The 25,717-nt window shown below is 45.1% G+C and carries 23 protein-coding genes; 6 read left to right on the top strand and 17 right to left on the bottom strand.

Annotated features, from left to right (window positions below; translation table 11 throughout):
- Positions 1–164: 164 nt before the first annotated feature.
- Complete coding sequence (locus tag F0231_RS07945; protein WP_253825755.1) at positions 165–1,121, top strand: hypothetical protein; 957 nt, start codon at positions 165–167, stop codon at positions 1,119–1,121.
- 151 nt (positions 1,122–1,272) lie between these two features.
- Positions 1,273–6,135 (top strand): calcium-binding protein, encoded by a 4,863-nt coding sequence (locus tag F0231_RS07940; protein WP_171759191.1) that lies wholly within the window; start codon positions 1,273–1,275, stop codon positions 6,133–6,135.
- Positions 6,136–6,231: 96 nt separating this feature from the next.
- On the opposite strand, the gene F0231_RS07935 is transcribed toward F0231_RS07940, so the two are convergent.
- The 4 genes from F0231_RS07935 to F0231_RS07920 form a co-directional block, all read right to left on the bottom strand.
- Positions 6,232–6,486 carry a hypothetical protein gene (locus F0231_RS07935; protein ID WP_171759190.1) on the bottom strand — a complete coding sequence of 85 codons (255 nt, stop codon included), beginning with the start codon at positions 6,484–6,486 and terminating at the stop codon, positions 6,232–6,234.
- Positions 6,486–7,799: an HlyD family type I secretion periplasmic adaptor subunit gene (locus F0231_RS07930; RefSeq protein WP_171759189.1), complete on the bottom strand. Its 1,314-nt coding sequence runs from the start codon at positions 7,797–7,799 to the stop codon at positions 6,486–6,488. The genes F0231_RS07935 and F0231_RS07930 overlap by 1 nt, the downstream gene beginning before the upstream one ends.
- Before the next feature lie 11 nt (positions 7,800–7,810).
- Positions 7,811–9,517 (bottom strand): type I secretion system permease/ATPase, encoded by a 1,707-nt coding sequence (locus tag F0231_RS07925; RefSeq protein WP_253825754.1) that lies wholly within the window; start codon positions 9,515–9,517, stop codon positions 7,811–7,813.
- Positions 9,518–9,636: 119 nt separating this feature from the next.
- Positions 9,637–10,272 (bottom strand): hypothetical protein, encoded by a 636-nt coding sequence (locus F0231_RS07920; protein WP_253825753.1) that lies wholly within the window; start codon positions 10,270–10,272, stop codon positions 9,637–9,639.
- Between the two features lie 260 nt (positions 10,273–10,532).
- Between F0231_RS07920 and F0231_RS07915 the strand changes: the two genes are divergently transcribed.
- Positions 10,533–11,843 (top strand): DUF3131 domain-containing protein, encoded by a 1,311-nt coding sequence (locus F0231_RS07915; protein ID WP_253825752.1) that lies wholly within the window; start codon positions 10,533–10,535, stop codon positions 11,841–11,843.
- A 52-nt stretch (positions 11,844–11,895) separates the two neighbouring features.
- Here the strand turns inward: F0231_RS07915 and F0231_RS07910 are convergent, their stop codons facing one another.
- Positions 11,896–12,189 carry a hypothetical protein gene (locus tag F0231_RS07910; protein WP_171759187.1) on the bottom strand — a complete coding sequence of 98 codons (294 nt, stop codon included), beginning with the start codon at positions 12,187–12,189 and terminating at the stop codon, positions 11,896–11,898.
- Between the two features lie 172 nt (positions 12,190–12,361).
- Here F0231_RS07910 and F0231_RS07905 point away from each other — a divergent pair, with 172 nt between their 5' ends.
- Positions 12,362–12,568, top strand: a complete 207-nt coding sequence (locus F0231_RS07905) for a DUF2986 domain-containing protein (RefSeq protein ID WP_171759186.1) — start codon at positions 12,362–12,364, stop codon at positions 12,566–12,568.
- A gap of 101 nt (positions 12,569–12,669) precedes the next feature.
- Here the strand turns inward: F0231_RS07905 and F0231_RS07900 are convergent, their stop codons facing one another.
- The 7 genes from F0231_RS07900 to F0231_RS07870 all read right to left on the bottom strand — a co-directional run bounded on the left by F0231_RS07900 (position 12,670) and on the right by F0231_RS07870 (position 19,053).
- Positions 12,670–13,149 carry an NYN domain-containing protein gene (locus tag F0231_RS07900; RefSeq protein WP_171759185.1) on the bottom strand — a complete coding sequence of 160 codons (480 nt, stop codon included), beginning with the start codon at positions 13,147–13,149 and terminating at the stop codon, positions 12,670–12,672.
- 197 nt (positions 13,150–13,346) lie between these two features.
- Positions 13,347–14,111: a uroporphyrinogen-III C-methyltransferase gene (cobA, locus tag F0231_RS07895; protein WP_171759184.1), complete on the bottom strand. Its 765-nt coding sequence runs from the start codon at positions 14,109–14,111 to the stop codon at positions 13,347–13,349.
- A 196-nt stretch (positions 14,112–14,307) separates the two neighbouring features.
- Positions 14,308–15,159 (bottom strand): formate/nitrite transporter family protein, encoded by an 852-nt coding sequence (locus tag F0231_RS07890; RefSeq protein ID WP_171759183.1) that lies wholly within the window; start codon positions 15,157–15,159, stop codon positions 14,308–14,310.
- Positions 15,160–15,317: 158 nt separating this feature from the next.
- Positions 15,318–15,641 (bottom strand): nitrite reductase small subunit NirD, encoded by a 324-nt coding sequence (gene nirD / locus F0231_RS07885; RefSeq protein ID WP_171759182.1) that lies wholly within the window; start codon positions 15,639–15,641, stop codon positions 15,318–15,320.
- A 15-nt stretch (positions 15,642–15,656) separates the two neighbouring features.
- Complete coding sequence (gene nirB, locus F0231_RS07880) at positions 15,657–18,215, bottom strand: nitrite reductase large subunit NirB (protein WP_171759181.1); 2,559 nt, start codon at positions 18,213–18,215, stop codon at positions 15,657–15,659.
- A gap of 208 nt (positions 18,216–18,423) precedes the next feature.
- Entirely contained in the window at positions 18,424–18,636 is a 213-nt protein-coding gene (locus F0231_RS07875) for a TIGR02450 family Trp-rich protein (protein ID WP_171759180.1), read from the bottom strand.
- Between the two features lie 84 nt (positions 18,637–18,720).
- Positions 18,721–19,053, bottom strand: coding sequence for a nuclear transport factor 2 family protein (locus F0231_RS07870; protein ID WP_171759316.1), 333 nt, complete (start codon positions 19,051–19,053; stop codon positions 18,721–18,723).
- A 263-nt stretch (positions 19,054–19,316) separates the two neighbouring features.
- On the opposite strand from F0231_RS07870, the gene F0231_RS07865 reads away from it, so the two are divergent.
- A complete protein-coding gene (locus F0231_RS07865) occupies positions 19,317–20,357 on the top strand; it encodes a GGDEF domain-containing protein (RefSeq protein WP_171759179.1) in 1,041 nt (346 codons plus the stop codon).
- Positions 20,358–20,422: 65 nt separating this feature from the next.
- Here F0231_RS07865 and F0231_RS07860 read toward each other — a convergent pair whose 3' ends face one another.
- From F0231_RS07860 to F0231_RS07840, 5 genes are all read right to left on the bottom strand, one after another.
- Positions 20,423–21,076 carry a DUF2726 domain-containing protein gene (locus F0231_RS07860; protein ID WP_171759178.1) on the bottom strand — a complete coding sequence of 218 codons (654 nt, stop codon included), beginning with the start codon at positions 21,074–21,076 and terminating at the stop codon, positions 20,423–20,425.
- 72 nt (positions 21,077–21,148) lie between these two features.
- Positions 21,149–21,955, bottom strand: a complete 807-nt coding sequence (locus F0231_RS07855; RefSeq protein WP_171759177.1) for a hypothetical protein — start codon at positions 21,953–21,955, stop codon at positions 21,149–21,151.
- A 9-nt stretch (positions 21,956–21,964) separates the two neighbouring features.
- The gene (locus tag F0231_RS07850; RefSeq protein ID WP_171759176.1) at positions 21,965–22,726 is read right to left on the bottom strand and encodes an ABC transporter substrate-binding protein; all 762 of its coding nucleotides are present in this window, start codon (positions 22,724–22,726) and stop codon (positions 21,965–21,967) included.
- Positions 22,727–22,818: 92 nt separating this feature from the next.
- Positions 22,819–23,505: a response regulator gene (locus F0231_RS07845; RefSeq protein WP_171759175.1), complete on the bottom strand. Its 687-nt coding sequence runs from the start codon at positions 23,503–23,505 to the stop codon at positions 22,819–22,821.
- Positions 23,502–25,121 (bottom strand): sensor histidine kinase, encoded by a 1,620-nt coding sequence (locus tag F0231_RS07840; protein WP_171759174.1) that lies wholly within the window; start codon positions 25,119–25,121, stop codon positions 23,502–23,504. The genes F0231_RS07845 and F0231_RS07840 overlap by 4 nt, the downstream gene beginning before the upstream one ends.
- Before the next feature lie 348 nt (positions 25,122–25,469).
- Between F0231_RS07840 and F0231_RS07835 the strand changes: the two genes are divergently transcribed.
- Entirely contained in the window at positions 25,470–25,694 is a 225-nt protein-coding gene (locus F0231_RS07835; protein ID WP_171759173.1) for a hypothetical protein, read from the top strand.
- Positions 25,695–25,717: the final 23 nt, after the last annotated feature.

Raw genomic sequence — 25,717 nt, 5'->3', positions numbered from 1 at the left:
CGCGAGGTATATAAGTTTAGGTTAGACTCAATCAGTGGCAATGCAAACAATTTCGCATTAATTTCTACACCTTATGGTTGAGTTGTGGCTTCAATAACATTATGACGTTTGGTTAATTGTTAGATATGACAAAAAAATCACTACCCTTTTTTATAGTATGTACTTTGTTATTAAAGCCATCGCTCGGGCACACTGACAATTTCCTTGCTAACACTGCCCCCTACGCATCTAAAAGTGAAAGTAAAACTGCACTCTCTACTTCTGCTGCGGCTACCAGTAATGAACAAGTTGATGATGAACTAGAGAAAATATGGAAAGGTGTAAGCAGCTCATTTGAATTCCCGTTTCAAGATTGGCAAGACCGCGAACTGTTTGATGGTTTGAGTGGCAACATTGCTTACCATCACCCCATTTCACAAACGGAATCAGCCAATATTCCTTCGGGCAGCGCGCAAGGCCCGGCTAACCACAACACCACATCCACGCTTTCATTAAAGTACACCATCGCAGGAAGCTGGTTTGTGTCAGGCACCTTCTATTACTACTGGGACAAAGACCAAAAGCAAGATTGGAACCCCGACTTCACCTATGTCTTTGGTTACAGCGACTGGCGACCGTACACATTTAGTTTGGTTTATTCCAATTACGGTGGGAATCGTTTCAACCCTGAACCGGGTCAGCGCGTTACCGAATTTGATCAAGGAACCTGGGCGTTAGGGTGGAAGTTTCCAGTGACCCCACCTTTATTGGACTGGTTGAGTTTCACCGAGGATGGCGCTATTGGTTGCCAAGTGGATTATAACTTGACCCCTGAGTTCTTTGATCTTGCGACGACGAGTTACCAACGAAATCACCAAACGTTGAGTTTAGGGTGCAAATATTCGATTTTTGGCAACTGGTACGTCAACGGAACTGCGTTTTACTATTTTGATAAATCCCAGCAACAACCCTGGAACCCCGACTATACCTACGGTTTTGGCTATTTTGATTGGCGACCAGGTACAATCTCTTTGCAATATAACAATTATTCTGGGAATCGCTGGAACCGCTCAGAACGAGGTGAGAACACAGGAAGGTTCAAAGATGGAGCCATCACACTCGCCTACAGTTTCTCCTTCTAGCCCTTATTAAATAAAGGCTTCTAAACTTTCGTGGCATTCCTATTTAATCCGTCTACTCTTTATCTATAACCATAAATATGAAACTGGCATCATAAATGCTATTTAAACGTTAAGTTCATAGATCCATTGTTATTTGGCTAGGAGAAGGCTCATGGAAGGTACAAAACACGATGATGTAATTGTAGGTACATCTCAAGATGACAATATTAACAGCCGTGCTGGTAACGACACCATTGAAACACGAGGCGGAGACGACTTTGTCGCTGCAGGTGAAGGTAGCGATGTTATAAGCTCGGGTGAAGGTGCAGATACCGTTCTAGGCGACGTAGAATACGAAACCCATCAAGAAAACACTGAATCATCAACTGATGATTCTTGGGGTAACGCGCACACCGTTTACGAATTTGAACAATCATCTGAAGGCGAGAAAAGCGCTCACTCTATCAGACTCGATAATTTCGCGGTCAATCAATCCGTAAACACAACAACGTCTGCTAGCGGATTTGTCGCAGGCACCAATGTTACGGTTCAAATCACCGACGAGGAAGGCACCATTATAGCCACTCAGCTGGTTCAAGTATCGCCTGATGGTTCAATCAATGTCGATATCGATCTACCTGAATCATCCATTGGTGAGAGTGGTAACGTGACGTTCCAATTCCTTGATGACGCAGACCAACCCATTGCTCAAATTGCTGAAATGGATATTCAAGTACGCAACATCTACGACGATACCATCGACGGCGGTGCGGGTGATGACATTTTGAAAGGTCAGCAAGGCAACGACACCATTTACGGTGGCTCAGGTAATGACTTCCTAGATGGCGATATTAATGACGACACACTACACGGTGGCATCGGTGATGACGTTTTGGTCGGCGGTAGTGGTGATGATGTGTTGTCTGGAGACACAGGAAACGACACCCTACTCGGCTCAGACGGCAACGACCAAATAGAAGGTGGCGAAGGTGATGATCTACTTATGGGTGAGATCGGTGACGATCAACTTTCAGGCGGAATTGGCAACGATACTCTAATTGGTGATGACGGCACTGACTCTCTTTACGGTGGTGATGGCCAAGACAAGCTGTTCGGTGGTAAAGGTGATGATCACATCGAAGGTGGTGCTGGTCATGATGAAATTCATGGTGAAGAAGGTGCTGACACGATCTTAGCCGGCGAAGGCGACGACTTCGTTCTTGGTGGCTCTGGTGACGACACTATTTCAGGGGCTCAAGGTAACGATCTACTTCTCGGCGGTGATGGTGACGACACCGTTTCAGGCGGTGAAGGACACGATACGTTAGTCGGTGAACTTGGTGACGATACTCTATCAGGCGGTGAAGGCCACGATACCCTTTATGGTGATGCTGGCGATGACCATCTAACGGGCGGCACCGGTAACGACCAACTCTTCGGTGGCGAAGGTAATGATACTATTGATGGTGGCGAAGGTGATGACATTGTCCATGCCAATGAAGGTGAAGATACCATCACTACAGGCCTAGGGGATGATCAAGTCTTTGCAGGTGCGGGTGACGACAACATTGACACAGGTGAAGGCGCTGACACAGTTTACGGTGAAACAGGTCATAACACGGTCAGCACTGGCTCTGGTGATGACACCATTTACGTGGATTCGGGTAACGACAATATAGATTCTGGCACTGGACACGACACCGTCTACGCTGGCGACGGTGCCAATAATATCGTAACCGGTGCTGGGGATGATTTGGTCTACGCGGGCAGTAGTGCCGATACTATAGAGTCATCTGAAGGTCACGATACCATTTATGCTGGAGATGGAGACAATACCATTTCCTCAGGCATTGACCATGACGTTGTTTTCTCTGGCTCAGGTGCCGACAACGTTGATTTAGGTGAAGGTCACGATAAAGCATTTACAGGCGCCGGCAACGATACCATTGCTTCAGGTGCAGGTAATGACCAAGTTTTCGCAGGCGCTGGTGATGATGTTATCTCTGGCAACTCAGGCAACAACCAACTCTTCGGAGAAGCGGGTAACGATTCACTTACCGCCGGTTTGAACTCAAGTGAACTCTACGGAGGGGCTGGTCAAGACACCTTGGTGGGTTCTACCGAAAGCGACAAATTGTTTGGCGGAGCCGATGACGACAGCATCACCGCGAATGCCGGCGATGATATCGTTGAAGGTAACGACGGACACGACACTATTTCTCTAGGTCTTGGACACGATATCGCATTTGGTGGCGAAGGTAACGACCAAATAGAAGGTGGCGAAGGCAACGACACATTGGTCGGTGATGCCGGTGACGATGTGTTAATGGGCGATGCGGGTGACGACATACTAGTGGGTGGTAAAGGTAATGACATTCTTGATGGCGGTACCGGCAGAAGTGAAATCTACGGCGAAGATGGTAACGACCGCTTAATCAGCTCGATCCAAGATGACCTACTTTCCGGCGGCGCTGGCGATGACACGATTAGCTCAGGCCAAGGCGACGATACGGTTTTCGCAGGTTCTGGCGATGACATCGTGAATACAGGTGAAGGCTCAGACACCGTCTATGGAGAATCAGGTAACAATACGATTGAAACAGGTCTCGGCGATGATGTCGTCTATGGCGGCACTGGCGCAGATACTGTGTCGTTAGGTGATGGTAACGACCAAGCCTTTACCGGTGACGGCAACGATGTTGTTGATGCTGGGGTTGGTGATGACCATATTGATGCTGGCGCTGGTGACGATGTCGTGAAAGGCGGCGTGGGTAATGACGCCCTATTCGGCGGTGCGGGCAATGATGAGCTGATCGGTGGCGAAGGCTACGACTTTATCGCTGGTGGTGATGGCGATGACATCATTACCGACGACGGACAAGACACCATTCTTGGCGAACAAGGTAACGATACCTTAACTGCTGCAGCGACCGGTAGTCACAACATTTATGGTGGTGAAGGCAACGACACACTTATAGGCAGTAACTCAGCAGATACTCTCTATGGCGGTGCTGACGATGACACAATCACCGGCGCCGGTGGTAATGACACGCTCTTTGCTGGCGAAGGTAAAGACACGGTTGATGCGGGTACTGGTGATGATGTTGTTTATGGAGAAGCTGGAGCCAATCAAATTTCTCTTGGTCAAGGTGAAGACACCCTCTTCGGTGGTTCAGGGGCTGACACTGCCACCGGTGGAGAAGGCAATGACACCTTGTATGGAGCTGGTGGGAATGACCACCTATCCGGTAATCAAGGGGAAGATTTAATTGATGCTGGTGAGGGTAATGACATCGTCTCAGGCGGTGACGAGAATGACCTAATCTTTGGTGGCGCTGGTAACGACCAACTCTACGGGGATAAAGGCGATGACCAACTCTACTCCGGAGAAGGCAATGATTCGCTATCAGGTGGTGAAGGTAATGACAAACTACTTGCAGAGGGCGGCACTAATACCCTATCAGGTGATGTTGGCGACGACATTCTGCTAGGGGGTTCTGGCTCTGATACCCTGCTTGGCGGCGCAGGTGCTGACTACATTGAAGATGCGTCAGACAATAATATTGTTGATGGTGGTGAAGGCACTGATACCGTTAAGCTCACTGGGTCAAACAATAGTGTCCAAGGTGGATCTGGTAGCGACACCATTGAAGTGTTAGGTGCGGGCTCGAGTACCATTGATGGTGGCGATGACAATGACACTATCACAGTCTCTGGTGACAACAATACCGTACTCGGTGGTACAGGTAACGATTCAATCTCTTTGACCGGCACCGGTAACAACACCATCGACGGTGGAGATGGAAACGACACCATTACTGCACAAGGTGGATCTAACCAAATCCAAGGTGGCCTTGGTGATGACAACATCACAGTAAATGCGGGCACGAACACGGTTCAAGGTAACGAAGGTAACGACAAAATCACGACAGGCTCTGGCGAGGACACACTCTATGGTGGCGATGGTAGCGATACACTGAGTGCAGGTTCAGGTGCTGACCGCTTATACGGCGGTACAGAGAGCGACAAACTCTACGGTGGTTCCGGTGACGACGCCTTAGAGGGCGGCGAAGGAAACGACTCACTTTGGGGTCAAAATGATACCGATACACTGCGTGGTGGTGAAGGTAACGACTACCTTTCTGGCGGTTCAGGTAATGACACTCTATATGGTGACGCTGGTAACGATACGCTAAAAGGTGACTCTGGTTCTGACGCTCTTTGGGGCGGTGCTGGTGATGATAATCTCCAAGGTGGAGGTGGCAGCGATGAGCTGTATGGTGAAGACGGAAATGACGCTCTCTCAGGTAATGGAGGTGATGACATGTTATTTGGTGCAGAAGGCGATGATACCCTATCGGGCGGTACAGGCGATGACTACGTGTCAGGCGGAGAAGGCAACGATGTACTAAGCGGTAACGACAACGCCGATACGTTAGACGGCGGTATCGGCAATGATACTCTGTCTGGCGACTCAGGTGACGACACACTTTATGGTCAAGTAGGCGATGATGTTCTTGATGGTGGTGCAGGTATCGACCGATTGTTTGGTGGTGCGGGTAACGACCAACTCGTCTTTGATTCTAATGAGCTGAATACTGGTGAAAACAACGTTGTGCATTTCAGTGGCGGTTCCGACTTTGATGTACTCTTAGTCGACAATAACAATCAATCTAACATGATTGACATGAGCCACAACGCATTCCAAGAGCTTGAAGGTGTTAAAATTAATTCCTCAGACACTGAGCTCTCTTTAGCGCTTGATAAGATCGCTGCTAATAACACCGCTGGTGAAACTTCAGGACAATTCGTTTGTACCGGTGCTAGCAGTATCGACGTATCAGGTTGGGGCTGGCAGTTAACTGAAAGCCACGTAGAAATGAGCAGTGATATAGAGAGTATTTACCAAGGCAGTAATATTGATACAGGTTCACTCTATGGTTATCGATTCGAGAACGATGCAGGCCAAGAAGTTGTCGTTTGGAGCGATTTAGATAGCGCTGATATCCAATTCCCTGACTCTACCGAGGTATAACTGCCCTGTTATCCTCTCCAAAAAAACAAAGCCCACACTCAGGAGTGTGGGCTTTTTAATTATCACTTCTTATTAATCACTTAAATACTGAATCACCTACACTAACTGCTTGTAGCATTTTTGCTCACAACAATGGCAGTGATAAGCGTGCTTGTGAACCTTTGCGTTGCAATGAGGGCAACGTCCGTACTTTCGGTTGCTACTCATTAAAAGTATGACAAACCCAATTGGACCAAGAACGTAACCTAAAAGAACACCAGCGACGAGATTGTCGGTTCGATAACCAACGTATGTGCTTAGCGCAAAGAACAGACCATAAAAACCCAACCAAAACACCATAGACTCATTCATTATGACTCCCTCATTGCTCGGCCAATACCGTTTGAGATTGGGCCAATGAGATAATCCCAAAGAGTCCGTTCCTCAACCAAAATGAGCACTTCAGTCAGCATACCTGGGTACAATTCAACGCCCTGTTTGCTTTGAAGTTGGAGAAGATCCGCTTTATCAAAGCGAATCTTCACTAAGTAGCCCTGATCGGATTCAGAGTTGTCTCCACCATCGACCACTCTATCTGCCGACACGTTGATCACTTGACCAGTAACAGGCGGCACCTCACGTGCACTATAGGCGGTCAAACGAACCCTTGCATCTTGTCCTGTTCTTACAATATCGATGTCTTTCGGTGACACTATGGCTTCTACTATCAATTCATCGCTATCAGGCACAATCTCCATCAACACCTGACCTGGCTTAACCACACCACCCACGCTCGAAATATTCAAGCCAACAACACGTCCATCAAACTCACTCCGAATCTGAATTCGATCTCTGACGTCTTCAATTTGACCAAGCACTTGCGCGATATCTCTGATCTCACCATTTATTGCTGTTAGCTGGTTTGAATAGTCACGTTTGAGCTCAAGCATTTGGCTTTCAAATGTCTTATGTAATCCTTCAAGCTCTCGCTTTGACACATCAATCGAAACGTTTATCTCTGCCAATTCGGCATCAATTCTTGAGTAGTGACGCTGTAACTCAAGCATGCGAGTTTTAGAGACATACCCTTTCGCCACCAGCCCTTTGGTCATTTGTATTTCTTGCTGGATCAGGTCACGTTGAGTGGCAATCGCTTTTCTTTGAAACGAGTTCCCCTTAATTTTCTCTTGATAGAGCGTCGTTTTTTGCTCATAAAGTGACACCAATAACTCTTTCCTAAGTTGGCCTTGCTGAAACTGGAGTAACTCACTACTCAATATAGGCGCTAATGCAAACGACTCATCCGTTAACTGAGTCATATCCTCAGGCCATACAAGTTCTTCCTTTCCATTTAACAAAGCAGATAAGCGCGTTTTTTGAGCTTCGAGAGAATATTTACGATATTGATAGCGACGATAGTCAGATTCAGATTTGGCATCAGACAACTCAACAAGTAACTGCCCTACACTGACTTTTTCTCCATCCTTGACGAGGATTTCTTTCACCCATCCACCTTGAAGGTGCTGAATCTGTTTCCTTTTGCTTTCGACAACTAAATTCCCTTTCGCCACAGATGCAGAACTCAACGGAACCATCATAGACCAAGCAATAAACCCACCTATTACCGTAGCCATAAGTAGAGAACCAACGAGGATTAATTTAGAGGTACTAAACGTATTATCCATTTTGCGACTCCTTACGCTGGTTGACGGGAAGATTGTCTTTGAGGGCTTTTAACAGCGGCTTGGGAGCCTGTCTGAAACCCTAAAAACTGTTCACAAGTGCCTGCTTTCTCAACTCGACCGTCTTTTAGACTGATAACCCAGTCCATCTGGCGCAAGAAACCCGGTCGATGAGAAATCATTACAACGGTAATTTGATGCTCTTTACAGTGTTGAAGAACAATTGCTAGAGCCGTTTCGCCTTCAGGGTCTAAGTTTGAATTTGGCTCATCCAATACAAGCACTTTAGGGTTAGAGAAGATCGCCCTCGCTAAGCCTATTCGCTGCTTTTGCCCCCCAGAGAGCAATGCACCACCTTCGCCAATGTATGTTTCATACCCTTCTGGCAATGCCATTATCAGTTCATGGATACAAGCAAGCTTAGCTGCTGCGACGACTTCTTCATCTGTCCCGTCACCGAATCGGGCAATGTTTTGTTTGACGGTCCCTGCGAGTAACCCAACATGTTGAGGCAAGTAACCGATATACTGACCAAATTGGATTTGATCCCATTTTTCGACACTCGCACCATCGATTTGAATGTCGCCCATCGTAGGTTTATGGATCCCCATTAAAAGCGAAGCAAGGCTAGACTTTCCTGAGCCAGAGTTACCCATGATCGCCAGTGCATTCCCCGCCCCCAGCTTGAAGTTAATACCTTGAAGCGTCGATGTCTTCGCTCCAGGAAACTTAAGCGCAACATTGTTAAACACAACATCCCCTTTTGGCGTCGGCAACATGGTTCGTTGTGACTGGTTCGCAACCTCAACATGCTCTTGTAGCCTTTGCCATGATTGGTATGCGCTCAACCATGTTTTCCAGCCACTCACCGCTGATTCAAACGGGCTTAGAACTCTACCAATCAAAATAGAGCTTGCTATGACCGCCCCTAAACCTATTTGCTGGTGCAAAGCTAAATAGACACCAAAAGTAAGCACAACAATTTGCAATAAGGTTCGAAAATATCGACTCACCGCCAGAAGCATCCCAACTCGTGAGTTAACTAGCCATTGAAGACTCAATACGCTGCCGTTTTTATCTTCCCAAACCGTACCAATCGCTTTGCTCATTCCCATCGCCTTTAACGTCGGGGCATTTCTTAAGTAGTCATTAAGCTCCATGGCAACTTTGTTGGTTTCTTGCTGAGCTGCAACACTGACCTTGCGACCACCAATCATCATCAGTACCGTCAACACGGTAAATATTCCAACTCCGGCGAGTGCGACTAAGCCGATGTATGGATGTAAAAAAAACAGAAGAAGCAGAAAAAGAGGTGTAAAAGGTAAATCCAAGATTGACGAGGTCGATGGGGAAACTAAAAAGTTTCTTAGCGTATTCAAGTCATGCAAAGGCTGTTTATCGATGCGGTTTAACTGCGAAGAAGAAGCGATACTGATCGACAAAAGATCGCCACTTAACTTGGTATCTAACTTGAGCGCTGACCGTTGTAGAAGGAGTGTGCGAATGTATTCGAGAACAGCTTGAGACGTGACGAGAAACAGTGTGATGCCTAACAGCGCAATCATAGTATCGACACTTGCGCTGCTCATGACTCGATCAAACAGCTGCAAACTGTAGATTGGCACCGCCAATACGAGTAAGTTGATCCCAGCACTAAAACCGAGTGCCGCCCAGCCTTCCCTTTTCACAGCCACAAAAGGACTGATTTTTTGATTTTCCATACCTAGCCAACTCATACTGTTGCATATTGTTATCCATTCAGTATAGACAAGTTTTTAGGTGGCTTTCGGTTATTAACGGTTGTTAACTCAAGCTTTATTCAGGAGATAATGAGAAATTACTACATTAAGTTAAAGCGTTCGCTCGTCTCATAGCCTGTCGCGACTTCTCGATAACTCTCCTTGATTATCCAGTTGATAGGGTTACGAACCCAAGGCTGTGGGTCTTCTGCAGGAAAACTATCCACGACACGCAGCGCCACGACATCGAGGCCTAGCTCTTTACAAGTATCGATGCAGCGCTGTGCGTGCCATGACTGAGCAACCACAACAACCTTCGCTCCACTATGCGCATTAGAAGCTCGCTTAGCTACGTCAGAGGTCGTCTGATATTCCGTGTTGGCTATTGATACAAAGGGAACATCTTTAACATGCTCAGCAACTTCTTGTTGAAGGTAGTAATCGACGTGGGGGATGGCCTGATAGACACGCTCTACCTGCGTACCCAGCTCCAAGTTGACCTCTTCACTATCACCAAATGAGAATGCAATAACAATATCGACGTCACTCAAATTGCCAAAACTTGCTCTTGTCCAAGTTGCCGTTTGTAAGTACTGATTGATACGCTGCTTTGCTTCTTGATGCAGCTCGTAGTCATTATGGGCGTAACAGAATTGTTCTTGAGAAGAGGTAAGAAAAGACAGGTGATGAGGCAACTCAAAACCAAGGTCATTTACAAAATCGAGGAATTTCAACATAACACGCTCTACCTAAACTAAATTAAGTCCGTTTAGCCAGCTCTGTCCGTTGTTATGCAATAAGTTTAAATGTTTTTTGAACCCCCCTCAAGAATATTGTTCATTTTATCATCAAATATTCATCTCACACTTAAGTACTTCCGTTCTTTCCTAACTGAAAACTTGTATTATCATTAAGTTACGCATATATGCTCAACGTTGCACTTAGGGTTAATTTGAACAAAATCATACTCCCAATAATTACATTGCTTTCAGGCTCAATGTTCATCAGTTGCGAAGTCGTCGCCGAAGATGAACCGAGTTTCTATGGGCAACGAAGTGTCATCGCGCCCACAGCAACCAGCAAGCAACCGACGACGTTTCATCGTCGCGTTATCGCCCCCCCAATCAAGAGTGATAATGACGATGAATTAGAGCTCATAATCTCCCCTGTTCCTGCTCAAAAAGAATTAATCCCCCTTTCCCGCAACGAGCAGCTTTTAGCCAAAAAAGCACAATACTATTTTCAACGAAATGTAAGGGAAGAAACTGGCTTGTGGGATTCTGTACAAGGCTACCCTCATTCAACCATGTGGGATATAGCCAGTGGTATTGCTGCAACACTCGCGATGGAAAAGCTTGGATTAAAGACCCAACGTGAAGCTCGGTATGATTTGAAAAAAACGCTGAATACGTTGCTCGCGCTCCCCCTATACAAAGACCAACTTCCTAACCGGGAGTACAGCACGAAATCGGGAAAGCCATCGGGACGCCTTAGTGATACCGAAAGCAATGGAAGTGGTTGGTCTGCCCTCGATATCGGTCGATTGTTGATTTGGTTGAAAATAGTCTGCCAAGAACATCCACACCTAATTGAGGAAGTCTCTTCAATCATTTCTCGCTGGAATTTAGACAAAGCGGTCAAGAAAGGCACACTCTATGGTACTAACCTGAGTCGGGGGAAAGAGCATTATCGACAGGAAGGGAGAAATGGCTATCTACAGTACGCCGCGAGAGGCTTTGAACTGTTTAACCACTCTGTAGAATTACCAGACTTAAATCGCTATCTTGAAACCGTGAGTATCGACGGTGTTGAAATAGAAATTGATAACCGAAATGTCCCTTTCTTAACCAGTGACCCTTATGTTCTCGCCAGTATAGAGTATGGGAACGACTCTGCTTGGAGCCAAATTGACGCTATCTATCAACTCCACAAATACAACTGGAGTATCAACGGAAAACTGTCAGCCTACGCAGAAGACGCGATGAACAAAAATCCATGGTTCGCCTACAACAACATTTATTACTACGGCAAGGCTTGGACCAGTGTAAGTCCTTCGGGCAAAGTCATCGAGAATCCGCAGATTTTCAGTCATAAAGTGGCTTTTGGTTTTAGTACGCTCTTCGATGATGATTACAGTGAGGCTCTCTATCAACAGGTACTGAGTAGCAGTCGGCAATACCGAAGTATTCCAACAGGACTTTATATGGATGGAGGCAGTAACGCAGCCTTCAATATCAACACCAACTCGATGATACTGGTTGCGCTCTGGTTTAAATCGAAAGGAAGCACGCCGATATTAAACCAATAAAAAACTCCGGCATTGAGCCGGAGTTTAAGAAACTTAATCGTTTTGCGCGATCTTAGTTGAAACGAACCGCATCTTTATCAACGTAGACTGTGTCGCCGATGTTCGTTTTAACCGATAAGTAACCTTTATGACGTTGCTTAACTTCACCGCGACGTTTGCGGTCGAGCTTACGACATTCGCCTGGTAGCTTAGCCACTTTATTGCTTGCTTTCTTACGAGCTAAGAACGTCTTCATTGCTGCTTCTGTTTGACAAATTACACGCTCTTTAGGAATCACAACATCTGCACCAGCAGAAGCACCAAAAGACACAGAACAAATAACAGCAACTAGAGCTAACTTCTTCATACAAATCTCTCTTTAAAAAGCTTCGGAACGACGTACATCATACCAAATAACTTTATATTGTACAGTGTTTTCTATATTTTTGATGAATGATTAAACTAATGACCTGCCCAAATCGTGCTAATGCACACTAACTTTGATAGTATCTGCGACCAAATCAGAACTGGGTGAAAGCATGAACCGTAAAAAGAGAATCAACAGTATCTTGAAAGCGAAGGTGAAAAAGAAAAACGCTAAGCTGCACAAGAGCAATAAGCCTCGCTATATTTCTAAAGCTGAACGCGAAAAGATGGAAGCAGAAGAGAATGCACAAAACGGTGCAGAGGCTTCCAACGACGTTGAACTAAAAGAACAAGACGCTGCTGAAAGCACCGAAAACTAGAGAACAACTCAGATTCTCACACAGAATAAAACGAAAGCCCGCTTCTATTAGGATGCGGGCTTTTGTTCATATGCGAGATACGAACTCGACATTCTGTGGGCTTAACGTCTGAGTAGAAGATTGTTGTCGATTTCAATAAAACGGTCACTGGCATCAACCAAAGATTGTGCGGTAAGGCCAGGCACACCATACACATCCACTTTAGCGCCAAATCGCTCTTGAACGCGATTGACCAAAATATCGAAATCACCATCACCTGACAGTAAAATAATCTTATCGACATTCGCGGCAACTTCGAAAACATCGAGCGCAATTCCAACGTCCCAATCCCCTTTCGCACTGCCATCCATTCTTTGAATAAAGGGCTTAAGCTTAACGTTAAAGCCTATCCCTCGAAGGATATGATGGAACTGACGCTGTTTTGGGTCATGAGACGCAATGGCATAGGCATTAGCTTCTACTACTTCGGTGCCTTCTGTCGCAACATACCAAAATTGGTTGTAATCAAAATTACTGCGGTATTTATCTCGAGTGGTGTAGTAGATGTTTTGTACATCGACAAAGATAGCGACTTTTTCCATGGTTTAACCGGCTTAAAAAGAGGAAGCCATACTCTATCAGAACAGATTTACAATCACATCCCCATTAAGCCAAAGCAGCGCCGCAGAAAACAATTTATGGAGGACGAGGACTTTAATAGAGGTTCACTGATTGAAATACTGGTTAAAGCAAAAAGGCCTCGAAAATATTCGAGGCCTCTCAATTCTTTGGGTTGTTTCTATCGCTCGTTAAACCACTTCAGCTTGTCATGCAATGACGTCACGCTACCGACAACGATAAGTGCTGGGCTAACGGCCTCTTTTGCCATATCCGCTAGTTCAGTCAATTTACCCGTAAATACGCGCTGCTCTCGTCGTGTGCCATTTTCAATGATCGCACAAGACATTTCGCCATCGATACCATTCTCTAATAGCTTTTCAGTGATGTAACCGCTCTGCTTTAATCCCATGTAAAAGACTAGCGTGTTGTTCGATTGCGCCAAAGACTGCCACTCTATTTCGCGCCCATCTTTTTGCACGTGGCCCGTAATAAACTGAACGCTTTGAGCATGATCGCGATGCGTTAGCGGGATACCTGCGTAAGCTGTCGCACCTGCCGCTGCAGTAATACCTGGAACCACTTCGAAACTCACATCGTGCTCAGCAAGCTCTTCGAGTTCTTCACCACCACGGCCAAAGATAAATGAGTCTCCGCCTTTTAGGCGAACCACTTTTTTGCCCTCTTTCGCTTTCTCGACCAAGATTTGATTGATTTGATCTTGCGGCACGCAGTGATAATCCAACTTCTTACCCACGTAGATCATTTCCGCACTGTCATTGGCAATCGCAAGAATATCAGGCGACACCAGACGGTCATACACAACGACCTCGGCCTGTTGGATTACACGATACCCTTTAACGGTGAGTAGATCAGGGTCGCCAGGCCCTGCACCGACTAGGGAAACAAAACCATTGAGAGAAGACTGGGATAGATTCGCTGCCATATTTTCAACGCCTATAAATCAAAATTTTGTGGTTCTTGGTGCTATACACTCTTGTATATCACAGTTTTGAACATAAAAAGTCTAACTCGGAGTATTCACCCCTTAGGAATTATTACTTTTTATATTCAAATCAATAGACTATCGCCTGAAAGTTGAGAGTAAAAAATTGGCCCCAACATGTGGGGCCAAGATTGAATTATTTAGTGTTAAGTGCCGCTTGAGCGTTAACAGACTCTTCTGAATCTAAAGAAGGTGCTGTTTTAGCGTGAGTTAAGTAAAGCGGGATACAAGTCATAATCAGACCACCAACAATGTTACCAAGAATTGTTGGGATTAGGTTGAAGTTCAACCAAGTCGCGATACCGAAGTCAGCGCCAAGAATCATACCTAGTGGGAATAGGAACATGTTTACCACTGTGTGCTCGAATACTAGCGCGAAGAAGATAAAGATTGGGAACCACATCATCGCTACACGACCAGCAACGGTACGTGCCGTCATGTTACCAATCACGCCTAGACATACCATTAGGTTACAGAAGATACCGCGTACAAAACACGTGATCCATCCGTCCATACCCATTGCTTCAAAACCTGCACTACGTGCTGTAGAAACTGCGATGAATTTCTTCGCTACTGCGTTCAATTCTAGAGAGAAGTTGCCCGTTAGAGAGATAGCGACTAAGTAAGCAACGATTAGAGAGCCGATTAGGTTACCAAGACCGACAAGGCCCCAACAACGGAAGATACGGTTCCAAGTAATACCAGGGCGACCTTCAAATTTTGCAAGCGGCGCTAGACCAAATACACCTGTTACTAGGTCGTAACCCATAACAGAAAGGATAACGAAACCCACAGGGAACACGAGTGCGCCAACCACACCAACACCTGTTTGAACGATAGTTGTGATAGCTACCACAACCGCTAGAGAGAGGATGATACCTGCCATGGTGCCACGAAGAACGAGATCACGAGCGCTAGTCTTAGTTTTCGCTTCGCCCACGTTGATCATAGTTTGAACGAATTCTGCAGGTTTAAAATCAGTAGACATGAAAGTGTCCTTATCCAAAAAAATGAAAGTTAAAAAGTTAAGATTGAATAGTGAAAGACTCGCTGTTTCCCTGTTCCCCAACTGAGAAACAGCAAGCCTTTAAGCTATTAAATCTCTTTAGTCTTCATATTTGCTGCCGCAGCTATGTTGACTAAAAATTATGCTGCGATTTCTACTGCACCTTTCACTACACGCGCTTTGTAAGATTTCACATTGAATTGCTCATCTTCCATGCACACGCCAGTTGCTAGGTTAAAACGCTGCTTTTTAAGGGGGCTTGCTACCCAAAGCTCGTCTTTGTGTTCAACAATCAAACCACGAGACAATACGTTTGCCTGAAAAAACGGGTCCATGTTGTTGATAGCGAACACTTCTTCCGTTGCACGTGGGCGGAAGATAGCTACTTGCTCGCCGTTTAGCAGTGCAACAACACCAGTACCTGGGATGATGTCTTCGATTTTACAAACTTTTGTAAATGCCATGATGTCGTCTCCCAATTAAACTACTTCTACGTGAAGGATATCGCCCTTCGCGTCTGGGTGTTTTTCAGTGAATGTCGCTGGACGGTGCTGCTGGCGACCATCTGTTACGAACACTACGTTGTCATCACGCTCGTCAGAGTTAACGAAGTGCGAGAAACGCTTAAGTTGTGATTCGTCGTTGATAGTGTCAGTCCACTCACAGCTAAACTCTTCAATCAGTTTCGCTACGTCAGCTTCAAGTTGGTCATTGATGCCAAGCTTGTCTTCGATAACAACTTCACGTAGGTAATCAATGCCGCCTTCTAGGTTTTCAAACCATACAGAAGTACGCTGTAGTGGCGCTGCTGTGCGTACGTAGAACATCATGTAACGGTCGATGTACTTGATTAGCGTCTCAGTATCTAGGTCGCCTGCAAGCAGTGTTGCGTGACGAGGAGTCATACCGCCGTTACCAGCAACGTACATGTTCCAACCTGCGTCAGTTGCGATGATACCAAGGTCTTTACCTTGCGCTTCAGCACACTCACGAGTACAGCCAGAAACACCGAACTTCATCTTATGAGGCGCACGGATGCCTTTGTAACGGTTCTCTAGCATTACACCAAGACCAACAGAGTCTTGAACGCCGTAACGACACCAAGTAGAACCCACACAAGTCTTAACCATACGTAGAGACTTACCGTAAGCTTGACCTGTTTCGTAGCCTGCTGCGATTAGCTTTTTCCAGATTGCTGGTAGGTCATCTTTTTGTGCACCGAATAGACCGATACGTTGAGCACCAGTGATCTTAGTGTACAGGTCGTATTCAGCAGCTACATCAGCAAGAACTGCTAGCGCTTGAGGTGTTACTTCACCACCTGCCATACGAGGGATAACAGAGTAAGTACCATCTTTTTGCATGTTACCTAGGAAGTTGTCGTTGGTATCGTGCAGTTTAACGAGAGATGGCTTAAGAATATGTTCACCCCAGTTTGAAGCAAGGATAGAACCTGCTAGAGGCTTACATACTTCACAACCGTAACCCGTACCGTGCTTCTCAAGTAGCTCTTCGAACGACTTGATTTCACCGATGCGTACAAGGTGGAATAGCTCTTGACGAGAGTAAGCAAAGTGCTCACATACATCGTTCTTCACTTCAACACCCGCTTTTTCAAGTTCAGCGTTAAGAACTGAAGTAACTAGAGGGATACAACCGCCACAGCCAGTACCTGCGCCAGTGACTGCTTTGATATCACCGATAGTGTGGTGACCTTGAGCAACTGCTTCAGCAATCTTGCCTTTTGTTACATCAAAACAAGAACAGATAACGGCTGTTTCAGGTAGTGCATCAGCGCCTAGCGTTGGCTTTTCTGCGCCTGCGTGTGCAGGAAGGATAAGCGCATCTGGGTGCTCTGGTAGGTCGATTTCGTTCAGCATAAGCTGTAGAAGATCGCCGTAGTCAGAAGTATCACCAACCATTACTGCACCAAGAAGCTTCTTGTTGTCTGCAGAAACGATTAGACGCTTGTAAACTTCTTGCTCTTCGTTTTGGTAAACGTAGCTCTTACAACCAGGAGTACGACCGTTAGCGTCACCGATTGAACCTACTTTCACGCCAAGAAGCTTAAGCTTCGCAGACATGTCAGCACCTTCAAATTTGCTGTCGTTACCCACAACGTGGTCAACCGCTACTGTCGCCATTTTGTAACCAGGAGCCACAAGACCGAAGAATGTCTCGTTCCAAGACGCACACTCACCGATTGCGTAGATGTCTTCATCAGACGTCTGACAGTGGTTGTTGATTGCGATACCGCCACGAGGAGCGATATCTAGCTTCATTTCACGAGCCAGTTTGTCTTGAGGACGGATACCTGCAGAGAATACGATGAAGTCAGTCTCAAGTTCCGTACCGTCAGCAAAGCGCATAACGTTACGTGACTCTTTACCTTCTGGAGCGATTTCTAGTGTGTTCTTGCTTGTGTGAACACGAACGCCCATGCTTTCAATTTTTTGACGAAGCTGATTACCACCCGCTTGGTCTAGCTGTTCGGCCATAAGCTTTGGCGCGAACTCAACCACGTGAGTTTCTACCCCTAGAGCTTTAAGAGCACCCGCTGCCTCAAGGCCGAGTAAACCGCCACCGATAACAACACCGACTTTGCTCTTCTTCGCACAAGCTTCAATCGCTTTAAGATCTTCGATAGTACGGTAAACAAAACAATCTTTGCTTTCACGACCTTTGATCGGTGGCACAAATGGGAATGAACCCGTTGCCATGATCAGTTTGTCGTATTGAATTTCACGGCCAGTGCTTGAGTAAACGATGTTCTTTTCACGATTAACGTTAATTGCACGTTCACCGATTAGCATGTTGATGCCATGCTTCTCGTAAAAACCTTCTTTTACAAGAGACAGTTCGTCAGCAGTGTGGTGAGAAAAATAAGAAGAGAGGTGAACTCGGTCGTATGCCACGCGAGGTTCTTCACAGAATACTGTGATCTCGTATTGAGATGCATCTGTCTTTTCAACTAGGTCTTCGATGTAACGGTGGCCTACCATACCGTTACCGATTACAACCAGTTTCAACTTGCTCATAATACTTCCTAAGGGTTAGCTTTTTTCTGAGCTCATTGTTAATTATGAAAGATAATTAATAAATGATGTAAATCAATTACGAGAAAAAACTACCCTAAAGGGGTAGAGGGGTCAAACAACCGTTTGCAAACTGTAATTATTTTACAGCTATGATGCCAGAACCCCATTCCTTATGAATCATTTGAAATATTTCTTTAAATACTCCTATTTATTTCCAACCGGGCAGCCAAATCGCACTGTTTTTTAACACCGTCCAGTCGATTTCTTTCGCCCTTTTTGTCATCACGGGCTCTAAAATGCAGCGTACGCAGATATCTTCTTCAAATTCGAGTTCTGTCACCATGAAATGCTTTTCTTTGCGTGTTGGAGTCACAGCGGTCCACTTACTATGAAGTAATTTCTTGGGGTTGATTCGATTCATACTTAAAGTCCTAATAATGATTAGCTAAACACTATAGGCATGTTTTAAAGAAATCGATCAACCCAGCGTCGTAATCGCCTATCGTTAGTACATTGTGTGACCGTTCTTCGTCTCTTTGGGGATCTCTTGCAGCGCATCCCAATGCTCAACAATCTTTCCATCGGTATCAAAACGGAAGAAATCCATCGTCACATACTCAATACCATCGGGCCACGTTTGATGTGTATGTAGGGCAACTAAGTTTCCTTCGGCAATCGCTCTAACAAACTCAATGTCTTTATCAGGGTACTCACGCTGCATTCGCTCAAAATAATCAATAAAAGGTTGAGGCCCATTTCCGACAAGCGGATTATGTTGGATATATTCGTCGCCCACATAGAGCTCTACGGCTTTACTTGGATTACCGCGATAGGCCATTTCATAGAATGCGATCGCATTTTGCTTATTGGCTTGTAGGTCTTGATTCACAACTCAACTCCTTTCAAAGATTCACCCTGTCAGTGTAGACCGCTTTTTAAAATACTGTTTTTACTAAACTTCATACCATTTATGATTAGAGCTCAATCAAGAACAACAGCTTAATAATGTGATCTTGATGCAGTATGAGCCTTGATTCCACCTTTAAAAAGCATACTATAGCCATATTCACATTTAGGCATATCGCTATAAAAGGCAAGCTAATGGAGCTAGATATATTTAATCCGTCAAGACAACTGCGCCGCGCAGTTCTGTTTTGGCTGAGCATACTCCTAGCTTTCCTATCCCTCATAGTGGCAGCACTGAATATGTTATGGGGGGGATATTTCGCACTCGCCTATATCGAAGTCTTATTCTGCTTCTTCTCACTCTATGTTGCCTATAAAAGCTACCAGACTGAAGCCTCTCTATATCTAGTCAATGCTTATGTCTATACCAGTATCGGCGTTGTCTACTATGCTACCCATACACACCCTATTGAAAATGGCACCTTCTTTTGGGGTTTCCTCTACCCTGTCCTCTTCTACCTTATTTTAGGGAGACGCTATGGGTTTCTCGCAACCGCTATCGGCTTTACCAGCCAGTTAGGCTTAATCATCCACAAAACTTACGGTGGCGGTACCCTTAGCTTTTTTGAACTCACGGTTAACTTTTCACTTGCCTATTTAAGCGTTTGGTTTGCTTCTCATATCCTTGAGGTCAAACGTAAGACATCCGAAACATCTCTGGGGCAGTTAGCTTCTCGTGATGCGCTAACTGGCGTATACAATCGTCATGCCTTAGTCCATAACTTTGACCGCTACCGCAATGAAAGTACAAAAGCGCCTCTTTCTCTTGTGATTCTTGATCTCGATTTCTTTAAACAAGTCAACGATCAATATGGTCATGACGTCGGCGATAAGGTCTTAATTCAAACAGCAGCCTTGATCGACAGTCAGTGTGATGAGCACCTAGTCTATCGCATTGGTGGTGAGGAGTTTTGTGTGGCTCTGCACAACACTGATGGTAAACAAGCCATGTATAAAGCTGAGCAGATACGAGCGGCCATCGAGTTATATACTTTCAACGACAAGGCCGACCCAATTAAATTAACGGCAAGCCTTGGCATCTATCAATGTGATCATTTCAATAACCTTGAAGATGTACTCAGAGAAGCCGATAAAGAGCTCTACAAGGCCAAGATGAACGGCCGAAACCAAGTCATGGTCTGTTGCCAAACTGAGTACACCAACTGCTGTCAGTAACAGGGTCACAATAAAAAAGGGAACGCAATGTTCCCTTTTTTGATCGTCCTGATTGTCACACCCTACTACTCTTCTTCAAACACGACATTGTAGTTTTCTGTGTAGGTACAGTGTGGCTGTCGGCTACAAGTAAAGAAACGTCGGCCTTTATGTTCGCCTTGGTTTGCAATTTTAATCGTCATTGGGCTACCACAACGTTTACAAAAACGTATTTCTTTATCAGATTCGATCAAATCAATATGTGCGGCAAGCAGACGGCGCAAGCGGCTGACCTGATAACTGTGCTTAATATTCGCACCAATGAGAGGAATGCCCGCAGATTTACACACATGAATAAGAAGCTTCTGACGTTCAACCTTGCCTTTATCTAACTCTTTCCCATTATCAAGCTCTATGGCAACACGAACCTCTAAGGTGCGAGGGTCACAAACGACATAATCGAAATAGCTTTTCGCAATACGATTATTAGCAATAAACCACTGTTTTTTGTCAGTCGCAAACGGAGTCAGTACTGTGGTTAAGTTGACCTTTGACATCACAACACCGTGCTGTCCCACCGCGGTGATAAGTGCATTATAAAACGCCGATTCCTGTTGATTGAGCAACGGGCCTTTCTTCTTATAACTGCTGTCTTTCAACTCATCTTGTTTTAGGTAGCGCTTTTGTACAAACACAAAAAACAGCACAAGTATCGCTACAACAATAAAAACACTTTCCATCTGAGTAAAACTAACCTTTTATCAAGCTCATACCGTGATTATTAGAGTTTATACGTATACCGCAATAAACCGTTAGTTTTTTTGAGAGCCGAGTGTCGGCAAATCCAATTTTATAACGACCCTTTTGTCTGGGTTAAGCTTCTCAAAGCTTTCGCCCCAATGTTTATCCACCAGCTGATCAATAAGCCCGTTTTGTTGCGCTGTTTTTAGCGCCGTCTCTAATTGGTTGATGTGAGGCAACATTTCGGGAGACAAATAGAATTTAAAATCCCGGTCATAGACCAACATCAAGCGTTGCTCAATCGCCAAATGTTGGTTCAATAGTGCTTCGTCAGCGACTTCATTTATCCCACGAGGAAAATAGTTCACTTCACCATCCACACTCAGTTTTTCATATAACGAACGCCACTCTCCATCTTCTAAGTAAACATTAAGCTGATTGGTATTCCAGACCTCCACATCAAACCAACTCATCCCTAGACCAGCGACCAATTTTGATGAGCGCAGATCCTCAATGGAGTCAATATCATCAAACCTAACCTGAAGCTCTGGCGGAATAAGTAACACACGCTTACCTATCAAGCCATTCGTCAAAGGGACATCAATGGATAGGTAACGTTCGTCTCGATATGGGGTACTAAGCATCCACGTCAAACTAAGCTGATTGCTTTCCACCATTTTTAGCACGCGTTTCTGAGGAATGTGTTCCCTTGGAATTTCAATCCGAACCTCGTGCCCGGCTTGCGTAAGTGCCTCATACAAGAGTTCATGATAAAAACGGTGCCCATCATCTAGCTGAGATGGGAGCGTTAAGGTTATAGGCTGTTTCGCCATCAACGTGGTTGAGAACAGCGTAAGCAGCAGTACCCATAGCCTCATAGATATCCCCTATTGATATTGATTCAAAATCTTTTGGTATTGAGTCTGACCGTCTTGACCGTGCGTGTTTTTTAGCATGTCTAACTGCTGTTGGATCCACTCAACCGTCGCTGGGTCTACCCCTAAGTTAAACGCAAAATAGAGCTCGCCTTCACTAAGCACGTAAACCGCTTCATAGTCATCTGGATCATGGCCCGCTTGTTTCAGCCACCATTTCGCGACATTTTCTTCATACGCCCATAAATCAATACGATCTTTTAAAAACTGTTTAGCAAGGGTATCTGGAATGGAGCTCTCGACCATCGAATCTCGCGGGACCCCAGCCTCAAGTAAAAGCTGCTCTCCAACGTCATCCCTGATTACACCAATTCGATATTGAGCCAATTCCAGGGCATGGGAGATTGAGATGTTTTTGGATTTCTTAGCGAGCACAACGATTCGCGTTTTACTGATTGGCCCCGCCCATTGAAAAATCTCTTCACGCAAAGGAGTACGAGTTGTTGAAAATAAGACAGTGTCGGGTTTGATTAACGCGGTACGATAGGCTCTTGGCCATGGCTGTACCTGAATGGAAACAGGGGTATCAGGCGTTGAAGAGTATAGTTGAATGGTTTGCAGAAGCTCTACGGCAATACCTTTGATCTCACCTTCTTGCTCATAATTGTAAGGTGGATATTGCTCAGTCAGAAAATTAAGGCCCTTTAGTTGCTCACTGTGAGCTGAGTAAGCAACGAAGTTTATACCAAGCAATGCTAGTGTGATTAGTCGCATAAACGACCTCTCGCGAATAAGTTATGAGCCTATTAGTTAATGTAGAGGTCGATTGCTCAATCGTCTAGAAACTCACTCGAAAGTCGTAGTTTCTATTGATTGGAACGCTTGTATGTACGCTCGGGTCGGCCTACTGAACCGTAGTTCAAGTCCGCTTCTAGCTCCCCTGTACTGATCAAATATTCAAGGTAACGTCTAGCTGTTGTCCTACTCGCTCCAATTTGTTCACCAGCTTCATCTGCAGTGAGTAAAGTAGCATGTTCAAATAGGCCTTTTATCTTATCCAAAGTAACGCCATCAATGCCCTTTGGTAGTCGGTTTTTAGGGCTGTTGGCAGCAACAGAGGATTGAAGCATACGATCAACTATGCCTTGGTCTAAGTCGTTGGTATGGATCAGTTCTCTTGTCTGTTCGACGTATTTTTTAAGGGACGCTTCCAGACGAGAAAAAACAACGGGTTTGAGTAGGTAGTCTACAACGCCACCGCGCATTGCTTGCTGAAGGGTTTCAACATCCCTCGCGGCAGTGATCAAAATAACATCACAACTCAAGTTATTGCTTCTGAGATCATGTAAGATTTCTAGCCCAGTGCCGTCAGGAAGATAAACATCAAGTAAAACTAAATCCGGATTGAGCACATCAAGCTGCATACTCGCCTCAAGCTTAGTTGTGGCGATACCTATCACCTCATAGCCACCAATCTGTTCAAGATAACGTTGGTGCAGTTGAGCAATCGCCAAGTCATCTTCGATGATCATTACTCGAGTATCACTACTCATCGCAACTCTTCCTTAGGTAAGTAAACCGTCATCCTTGCTCCATACTCCTTGTTGTTTACCATTTCTAACTCGCCATGATAGCGGATCGCCAACTCATTAATTAAGTGCAGACCGACACCGCGCGTCGATGTGTCTTTGCTCGATACTCCACGCTTTACGAGAGACTCGGCGCTGATATGTTCAGGCAAGCCACAGCCTTGATCATCCACTTCGAGAATGATTTCGTTGCCAAAGTCACTGATCGAGACTTCAACCTTTCGCCTGTGCGGTGAGAGTAACGGATCGTTCGTGATCGCCTCTCGAGTCGAGTCAAACGCATTGTCAATCAAGTTACCCAGAATAGTGACCAAATCTTCAGGATTGACTCGCTCAGGAAGCGGTTCAAGGCGTGAACCTTCTTCAACCACTAATTGAAGCCCTAACTCTCGAGCTCGCTCCGTTTTTCCAAGCAGCATTCCAGCAATGAGCGGCTCTTTAATCGTCTCTCGTAAGAATTCTATCAAAGCTTGATAGTGCGCTGTCTCCTGCCCTATAAGGTATTGTACCGCTTCAAGTTCACCCATTTGCACCATACCACTGATGGTATTGAGCTTATTTCTATGCTCATGCGTTTGGGAGCGAAGCATCTCTGCGTACTCTTTCGTTTTTGCCAGTTGTTCAGTAAGTTCAGTGAGATCATCTCTTAAACGGAAGCTTGATACCGCCCCCACCACTTTACCTTCAACAATGATAGGGCTACGGTTAGCAATCAAACGCTTACCATTGAGGTACAAGTTAATATCATGGTCGGTTCTAGCCGTTGTCAGTACAGACTGTAAATCGCTATCAGGGAGTACCTCACTTAGCAGGCGACCAACTGATTCACTTTTAACAAGCCCAAGAATCTGACAAGCACTTTTATTGATAGAGCGAAGTTTACCCGTATCATCAATTGAAATTATCCCTTCTTTTAAGGTCTCTAACGTCACATCTAGCTCGACATAAAGACGACCTATTTCTTCTGGCTCAAAGCCTAATAATGCACGTTGGAACTTACGAGAGGCATAACTTGAAACCACAGCATTAGCCGCAACCACGAGTAACGCCATAATAATCAGATAGATTAGAAACGGTTCGATACGATCTTGTAAGCGATCAATGAGATACCCGACCGACACCACACCGATGATTTCACCTTTTTGGTTGAATACCGCCGCTTTACCGCGTACTGAATAGCCGAGAGAACCTTTCGCGACTGAGATATACGCTTCACCATCCACTAAGGCTCGTTGGTTGTCCCCGCCTTTCATCGGTTTACCGATACGTTCATCTAGGGGGTGAACTAGCCTTATGCCTTGTTCGTCTCCAATCACAATAAAGGCGGCACCAATCAAGGTGGTGAGGTTTCGATAACGCTGCTGACTTTGCTGATCTACGCCACTCTCGATCATCTCGATCACATAAGGAGATTTAGCTAGGAAGGAAGCCACACCGAGTGCTTTGCGGCCCATCTCATCTTCTTGGGCGTATTTCACATAGACAAAGCCCGCTGCGACGAGTAGCAACAGCTCGATCAGACCCGACAATGTCATGATAATCAGCATTCGTTTGCGAAAGCTGATACTGCTCCACTTCATAACCTCTCCTTGAACTGATTCAAGATAACATCTGAGCAACAATTCTCCGAAGTGAGAACCTTCGAACTGTGAAGTTTACAAAATTAAAATATTTCGATTGGTTATTAGGTCACCGTTTTTTATCACTAAGGTCGTTGGTTTTATAGTTTTGTAGGATTTTAGATATAAAAGCAGTGGAATAGTTGATTTAGATCACATCAAATTTAGGTTAATTTTTGAACTAGATTGCCGTTTATTTTGTATAATTATTGAGCGCATTGAGAATGCAGTGACGTTTAAAACAGGCACCAAGTATTAACAAAATAATTACATGCGAACATACTGGCCTATGTTTAAAAAGGAAAGGCTATGAAACGGGACGTTTTTGGAATTTGTTTATCTAAGGCTTTGCTGAACAACAACTTATCAAGTACTTTCACTCATGTACGAGCGTATCAAACATCGAGTGAAAGCGAAGATGTAACTGTGCTACACGCGTTCCCACAAATGTCGGGACAAGAGCTGTTGAGCAGCATGACTTCATCGAAAACACTACTTTGGCGCGCTGAATTTGTATGCTCTAACGTTAAGTAGTTGAATAATAACAAGAGGGAGGC

This window comes from Vibrio sp. RE86, from assembly GCF_013114545.1.
Classification (GTDB): Bacteria; Pseudomonadota; Gammaproteobacteria; order Enterobacterales; family Vibrionaceae; genus Vibrio.
The sequence above is the reverse complement of the archived record's forward strand: the minus strand, read 5'-3'. Positions and strand labels throughout refer to the sequence as shown.

Excerpts from the sequence above, each read along its gene's own strand:
- F0231_RS07865 (WP_171759179.1), top strand. The coding sequence starts at position 19,317 with ATGGAGCTAGATATATTTAATCCGTCAAGACAACTGCGCCGCGCAGTT.
- F0231_RS07905 (WP_171759186.1), top strand. The coding sequence starts at position 12,362 with ATGAACCGTAAAAAGAGAATCAACAGTATCTTGAAAGCGAAGGTGAAA.
- nirD (WP_171759182.1), bottom strand. The coding sequence starts at position 15,641 with ATGGCATTTACAAAAGTTTGTAAAATCGAAGACATCATCCCAGGTACT.
- F0231_RS07915 (WP_253825752.1), top strand. The coding sequence starts at position 10,533 with ATGTTCATCAGTTGCGAAGTCGTCGCCGAAGATGAACCGAGTTTCTAT.
- nirB (WP_171759181.1), bottom strand. The coding sequence starts at position 18,215 with ATGAGCAAGTTGAAACTGGTTGTAATCGGTAACGGTATGGTAGGCCAC.
- F0231_RS07850 (WP_171759176.1), bottom strand. The coding sequence starts at position 22,726 with ATGCGACTAATCACACTAGCATTGCTTGGTATAAACTTCGTTGCTTAC.
- F0231_RS07835 (WP_171759173.1), top strand. The coding sequence starts at position 25,470 with ATGAAACGGGACGTTTTTGGAATTTGTTTATCTAAGGCTTTGCTGAAC.
- F0231_RS07855 (WP_171759177.1), bottom strand. The coding sequence starts at position 21,955 with ATGAGGCTATGGGTACTGCTGCTTACGCTGTTCTCAACCACGTTGATG.
- F0231_RS07875 (WP_171759180.1), bottom strand. The coding sequence starts at position 18,636 with ATGAATCGAATCAACCCCAAGAAATTACTTCATAGTAAGTGGACCGCT.
- F0231_RS07910 (WP_171759187.1), bottom strand. The coding sequence starts at position 12,189 with ATGAAGAAGTTAGCTCTAGTTGCTGTTATTTGTTCTGTGTCTTTTGGT.
- cobA (WP_171759184.1), bottom strand. The coding sequence starts at position 14,111 with ATGGCAGCGAATCTATCCCAGTCTTCTCTCAATGGTTTTGTTTCCCTA.
- F0231_RS07925 (WP_253825754.1), bottom strand. The coding sequence starts at position 9,517 with ATGGAAAATCAAAAAATCAGTCCTTTTGTGGCTGTGAAAAGGGAAGGC.
- F0231_RS07930 (WP_171759189.1), bottom strand. The coding sequence starts at position 7,799 with ATGGATAATACGTTTAGTACCTCTAAATTAATCCTCGTTGGTTCTCTA.
- F0231_RS07870 (WP_171759316.1), bottom strand. The coding sequence starts at position 19,053 with ATGGCCTATCGCGGTAATCCAAGTAAAGCCGTAGAGCTCTATGTGGGC.
- F0231_RS07845 (WP_171759175.1), bottom strand. The coding sequence starts at position 23,505 with ATGAGTAGTGATACTCGAGTAATGATCATCGAAGATGACTTGGCGATT.
- F0231_RS07940 (WP_171759191.1), top strand. The coding sequence starts at position 1,273 with ATGGAAGGTACAAAACACGATGATGTAATTGTAGGTACATCTCAAGAT.
- F0231_RS07840 (WP_171759174.1), bottom strand. The coding sequence starts at position 25,121 with ATGAAGTGGAGCAGTATCAGCTTTCGCAAACGAATGCTGATTATCATG.
- F0231_RS07890 (WP_171759183.1), bottom strand. The coding sequence starts at position 15,159 with ATGTCTACTGATTTTAAACCTGCAGAATTCGTTCAAACTATGATCAAC.
- F0231_RS07900 (WP_171759185.1), bottom strand. The coding sequence starts at position 13,149 with ATGGAAAAAGTCGCTATCTTTGTCGATGTACAAAACATCTACTACACC.
- F0231_RS07860 (WP_171759178.1), bottom strand. The coding sequence starts at position 21,076 with ATGGAAAGTGTTTTTATTGTTGTAGCGATACTTGTGCTGTTTTTTGTG.
- F0231_RS07935 (WP_171759190.1), bottom strand. The coding sequence starts at position 6,486 with ATGAATGAGTCTATGGTGTTTTGGTTGGGTTTTTATGGTCTGTTCTTT.
- F0231_RS07920 (WP_253825753.1), bottom strand. The coding sequence starts at position 10,272 with ATGTTGAAATTCCTCGATTTTGTAAATGACCTTGGTTTTGAGTTGCCT.